Raw genomic sequence first — 6,423 nt, forward strand, 5'->3', positions numbered from 1 at the left:
CGCACGCAAACCCGCAACTATTCTTATACGAAACCGTTGGCGGTAATGTGAAATAAAAAGTTAAAACAGTTAATACTAACTTGGAATAAAAATTGTTTCATATATTTGTAGTACAAAATCTAAAACAAATTAGTTATGGGAGGAGATGCTTAAATAAATAAAAATTGGTATTATTGGTAATTATTTAATTACTATGAATACTTTTAAAAATATAGGTAAAACCGCAGTGAACATTTTTTCAAAGCAGTTTTACTTCTTCGCTAGTTTAGCTTCTATAATAGCTTTAATAACCATTTTCACAAAAGAAAAATGGGCTGTTTTAATAGCATTGGTTTTCTTCTGCTTAATGTTATTAGTTTTTACTTGTTATTTATTATATTCAATTTATAAAATTTTAGAGGTAAGAGACATAGACCACGAAAATAAATCTACCTTCATAAAATATCAAACAGACGATGGTAATAAAATCATTTATGAGACATATAAACTCATACAATGTAAAAAACCACTACTGACCGAGTTTGAATATAATTTTAAATGGACAGGAACTCAAATGCCAAAAGTAAGCTCTGACTTACAAAAAGTTTTTAATGTTGTAGACGAGAATGATAGAACAAAATATGACAAAGCAATTTTAAAGCTTAAAAAACCTTTGTACTATAACCAAAATACAGTTATTCATTTTAAAGCGGATTTAAATGATACTGACAAAGTATCAAAACCTTATGTAGAAACAAGAGTTACAGAAGAAATAGATATAATTCATTACAGAATAATCCTAAAGCATTTAGCAGATGATTATTCAAAAAATGCGATTTTAAAAAAGGCTAAAATAAATTCAAAAACAAGCCCCACTTTTGAAAAAGAATGTGAGATAGCTTATGACCAATCTACTAAAAGCTATGAATATCATTTACTAAAACCTGAAATCGGTTACTATTATAGGATATCGTGGGAATAAAACACTACCGCCAACAACGTATAACAACAATTGCGGCTTTGTGTCCTGCGGACACAACCGCGCAAGCATAAAAGTTGGGAATTTTAGCTATCTTAGTTTTTAACCAATCCACAACTGATTGTTATACAAGACCGTTAGGAACAATTTTGGAAAAACATTAATGCTCATTTTTCATGGAAATAAACATGTCAAAAGATAGCTATTCTTAAGCATTTAAATGAAAAACAAAAACAACCATATTCTATACAGTCCTTCAGACCTTTCTTCGCACAGCAACTGTAAACACCTTACTCAGCTCAACAAGCAACACGCTCGTGGTGAAATCGAAGATCCAGAAGTATTCACGAACAGGGTAGTGATTATGCTCCAAGAGAGAGGAGTGGAGTTTGAAGCGAAACATCTTCAACAACTAAAGGATGAAGGAATGGAGGTCATTGAGATTAGCAATGAGGATCCTCATGCTGAAAAGAAAACAATTGAGGCCATGGCCTCCGGTGCAGATGTAATCTATCAGGCACGGTTGAAAGAAGAGGGTAAATGGAGTGGCTGGGCTGATTTCTTGATGAAGGTCAAAAGACCAAGCAACCTAGGAGATTGGTCTTACGAAGTTTGGGATACCAAATTGGCAAATGAAACTAAGGCTGGAACCATATTACAAATAGGGCTCTATTCGGAATGCGTAGCCCAGATCCAAGGGATACCACCAGAGTATATGGGAGTGATCAAACCGGAAGGTGAAGAACATTATCGCTATGATGAACACGCAGCATATATCAGATTGGTAAAGCGAAATCTAGAAGATGCTATAGCCAATGAATACGAAACCTATCCAGAACCTGTAAACCATTGTGATATCTGTAGGTGGTGGAAAAATTGCAACGCGATTAGGAGAAAAGATGACCACCTGACCTTTGTTGCCGGCATGGGAAAGTCTCAAATGAAAGAGTTTAGACTAAATGATGTTGATACACTTGAGAAACTAGCCAACCTTATGTTGCCTGTGCCTTTTGATCCTACCAAAGGTGTAAAAGAGACCTACAATAAACTACGAGAACAAGCGCGTGTTCAGAATGAAAGTCGCCATGCAGGTAATAAACCAATCTATGAGACGCTTGACATTGAAGAAGGCAAAGGCCTAAATAAACTACCGGAACCTTCAGTAAATGATATCTATCTCGATTTTGAAGGTGACCGGATGGTTGAGCCAGACGGACTGGAATATATGATCGGTTATGTACACAAAGGTAAATACCATGCGTTATGGGCGAAAAATGAAAAGGAAGAAAAGGCCATTTTTGAGCAGTTTATAGACTTTGCAGTTGCCCTAAAAGAAGAAGACCCAACACTTCACATTTACCACTACGCACCTTATGAAGTAACGGCTTTCAAACGGCTCATGGGTAAGTACGCGTCACGCGAAAACGAGATCGACACATTTTTACGATCAAATACATTTGTTGACCTATATAATGTGGTTAGGCAGTCAGTACGGGCAAGCGTGGAGAAATACTCAATCAAAGACCTAGAAATATTCTTTGGCTATGAACGTAAGATGAACCTCCGAGAGTTGTCTAGCTTCAAATCTCAACTGGAGTTGCTGCTTCAAACCGGAAACATTGATAAACTGACTAAAGAAACAGCGGATGCTGTACAACTCTACAATCAAGACGATTGTGAATCGCTAGTGAGGCTTCAAGCATGGCTAGAAGAAATCAGAGCCAATCTTATTGCTGATGGTGTAAAAATTATCCGACCAGAAGATGTCGATGGTGATGCAAGTGACAATATCACGACTCATCAAGAACGTATACATCCGATTATGGATGCCTTGTTGGAAGGTATATCTCCTATAAAAGCTGGACGAACCAACATTGAACAGGCTCGATTCATTCTAGCACATATGCTTGATTGGTATAGAAGGGAGAAGAAGTCTTTTTGGTGGGAGTTTTTCCGTTTGAAAGAACTACCAGAAGACGAACTCTTGGATGAACGGAAGGCTATTTCCTTTCTTCAGTATACAGGTGAAAGGGAGCCTATAAAAAGAAGCGTTCTAGACACGTATTCATTTCCACCACAGGAATGTGATTTACGACCAGGTAATTCGCTAGAAGACCGGGAAGGAAATAAACCTGGCAGTATTCATGAAATTGACACTGATGCATGTATACTCCGAATTAAAAAGGGGCCATCTAAAAAGGACCTACCCCACCCCCTTTCGGTAGTAAGTCTTGAAAGTGTAAACTCTAGTACCAAAGAAGAAGCCATCATCAATTTAGCCGAATGGGTTGTGGCCAATGGTATGGACAGCAGGGATGAAAAATACCGCGCTGCTCGACAAATGCTAATGAATATTTCTCCCAGTTTAAACGAACCTTCAACCAACCTTGAAGACCTTCTGGAAAGAACATTTGATTTCTCATCCAAACTTGACCACAGCTACCTACCCGTTCAAGGTCCACCGGGCTCAGGCAAGAGCTATACGGGCAGCCACATTATCTATCGTTTGGCAAAGCAGGGTAAAAAAATTGGTATTACTGCACTAAGCCATAAAGTGATTACTAACCTCCTTGCAAAGGTTTGGGAAGTTGCTCAAGAGGAGGGCTACAGTATAAAAATGATTCAAAAAGTAAAATCAGATGATGATGGAACTGCTCCATGGACTTTAGCAAAAGACGAAACCTCAATTCAAGCAGCGGTAGGCAATGCAGACGTGATTGCCGGCACATCATTTATGTGGAGTAAACCACCTTATGAGAACAGTGTGGATTACCTGTTTGTGGATGAAGCCGGTCAGCTTTCATTGATTGACACCCTTGCGGTTTCTCACTCGTGCGCTAACCTCGTGCTGCTTGGCGATCCACAACAATTGAAACAGCCTCAACAAGGTGTTCACCCCGACGGAACAGAGGTGTCAGCTTTGGAGCATGTGTTGCAAGGCGAAAAGACTATTTCAGATGAGCAAGGCGTGTTTCTTGCTGAAACATGGCGCATGCATTCCTCTATCAATGCATTTGTATCTGAGCTGTTCTATGAAAAGCGATTAAAATCAAAAGCGCATCTTGACCAACAGCAAATCATTGGGTCAAAATACGCAGGCGCTGGCCTTTACCTTGAAGAAATAGAGCACACTGGAAATACCAACTCCTCAACCGAGGAAGTTGAAAAGGTGGTTGAGATCGTTTCACAACTAACAAAAGGTGAAGTGAGGTTCATTAACGAGGATAGTGAAGAAGCAACGCTGACTACTGCAGATATAAAAATTATTACACCATACAATGCGCAGGTGCAGGTTATCAAGCAGCATTTACCCAATTTAGAAGTGGGAACAGTAGACAAATTTCAAGGTCAAGAAGCCCCTGTAATTATCTATTCCGTGGCCACCTCCAGTATAGAAGAAGCACCACGCGGTATGGACTTTCTATTTAGCCCAAACAGATTCAACGTTGCTGTTTCTAGAGCACGCACTCGTTTTATAATGGTAGCTAATCCAGCTATTTTTGAAGCGGAGTGTAAAAGTCCACACCAAATTAAATTGGCTAATGCGTTTTGTAGATTTAAGGAGTTTAGCTTCATCTAAACATGTAGAAACAAAAAGTAAGTAGATATAAAAAGTGCCTAACACCACCTATACGCAATGCCCTGCGGGACACTGCCCATAGCCAGAACGTTAGCAATAATTTAAACCATATACAATGATTAAGAAAATTTCTACTTTAATTTTTATTATTTCAATTTTTAGCGGATGCCGAAATGAAGTAAAAGATTTATACAAAATCTCTAGTTTACAAGAAGGTTTTCCTGAAATTCTAAAACCAATTGAAAAGGATTTGCCATTTAAAATAGTAAGCCATTCTCTCTTGGAGTCTAACAATGATACCATTGATATTTACTTTGGAGAACTTAAACAAGGTAATGATTCTGGTGAATGGATTGCATTAGCAGAAAACAAACAACTTAAACAATTCAGCTCTTTTAGTTTTAAACAAAATGCAGAAAATGAAAAAGAAAATGATATTGATATAGCATTTAATAATTCTATAAACAGAGTATCACTAAGAGTCAAAAATTTTGATACAATAGAAAATAAAATCACCTATTCCTGGATTAATAAGTCAGATTTGACAGATTCATTAATAGTTCATAGAATTGACAGACCCCTTATAAAAGGCAAAACATTCCCGCAAATTGAACTTACCAATATTGATGGTAAAAAAATCAATTTGGATAATTTTAAGGGACAGACTATTGTTATTAATTGGTGGGCTGTTTGGTGTGCACCTTGTAGAAAAGAAATTCCCGGATTAAACAAGTTGGTTGAAAAATATTCTGATCAAAATGTAAAATTTATTTCAATAACAGATGATTCCGTAGATAAAGTATCCAGTTTTCTAGGTGAAAATGAATTTAAATATGATATAACTTTTGTATCAGATAAGTCTAAAAAAATATTTGGAAATTCCTATCCTAAAAATATTGTAATTAACAGTCAAGAAACAATCACTTTTTATGAAGAAGGAGGGAATGCCCTAAAATGGCAAGAAATCGATCGTCATCTTGAAGAGTTGAATAAAAAAATATAAAAACTATTGCTAACAATGTATAAAAACAATGCTCAAATCAGTCTTGAATCGTAACATCTTACTCGCTTGCTAAGCGGATTGTCCTGCGGACAATCACGCCCGCCAGCTCGCACAGTTTTTATACGGGACGTTGTAGAGAATTATGAAAATAACTTATCTAAAAATTAACATCTGAAAATTATTAAAACTTATTTTCTTTATTGACCTAATGAATTTAAATCAATTGACTATTTATACTATAAGAGAATGGAAATAAAAATAACAGATAGACTAATTAATTATATTGTCGATGTTTTTATTATTACAGTATCATCACTACTTACTGCAGTAATTTTAAAGTTTGTATTTGACATATTATTAATGGACATAATGGTTTGGCTACAACTAATATTCTTTTTTGTATATTATATGGTTTTGGAATATAAACGTGGACAAACAATAGGTAAAATGGTTACTAAAACTAAAGTGGAATATCCTGATAAAACTAACAAATTAAATCTATGCTTTGTAAGGACAATAAGCCGTTTGATTCCACTTGAACCATTTTCGGTATTAAGCCCTAATGTAAAAATGTGGCACGATAAATTATCTAATACAAACCTTGTAAAAGTATAATACCTGTTAATAAAGAATGCATTGGGTTTTTTATCAACTTAAAGTGTCATTAATCGAATAAAGTATTGTACTGCGCAACACGACTAAAATAACTCTCTACAACAATATGTATCTTCAATGGCTAGGTTTGGGAGTTGAAACGAAAGTTTTGGATTTTTTTGCTATGTTTACGACTAACAAATGAAATGCATGGTTTCTTTATTCGCCACTGAAAGATACACTTCCCGTTGGCGTGCATTTGAGAAACATTATGGATAAAAAAGCAAA

At 36.1% G+C, this 6,423-nt stretch carries 4 protein-coding genes; all 4 read left to right on the forward strand.

Annotated features, from left to right (window positions below):
• The first annotated feature begins 193 nt into the window (after window positions 1-193).
• Complete coding sequence (locus G3567_RS12965; RefSeq protein ID WP_164005744.1) at window positions 194-961, forward strand: hypothetical protein; 768 nt, start codon at window positions 194-196, stop codon at window positions 959-961.
• A gap of 217 nt (window positions 962-1,178) precedes the next feature.
• Window positions 1,179-4,538, forward strand: coding sequence for a TM0106 family RecB-like putative nuclease (locus G3567_RS12970; RefSeq protein ID WP_164005745.1), 3,360 nt, complete (start codon window positions 1,179-1,181; stop codon window positions 4,536-4,538).
• A 115-nt stretch (window positions 4,539-4,653) separates the two neighbouring features.
• Window positions 4,654-5,541, forward strand: a complete 888-nt coding sequence (locus G3567_RS12975) for a TlpA family protein disulfide reductase (RefSeq protein WP_164005746.1) — start codon at window positions 4,654-4,656, stop codon at window positions 5,539-5,541.
• Window positions 5,542-5,787: 246 nt separating this feature from the next.
• Window positions 5,788-6,156 (forward strand): RDD family protein, encoded by a 369-nt coding sequence (locus G3567_RS12980; protein WP_164005747.1) that lies wholly within the window; start codon window positions 5,788-5,790, stop codon window positions 6,154-6,156.
• Window positions 6,157-6,423 lie beyond the last annotated feature (267 nt).

Origin of the sequence: Psychroflexus aurantiacus (assembly GCF_010820555.1) — a bacterium.
In the GTDB taxonomy this organism is placed as follows: Bacteria; Bacteroidota; Bacteroidia; order Flavobacteriales; family Flavobacteriaceae; genus Psychroflexus; species Psychroflexus aurantiacus.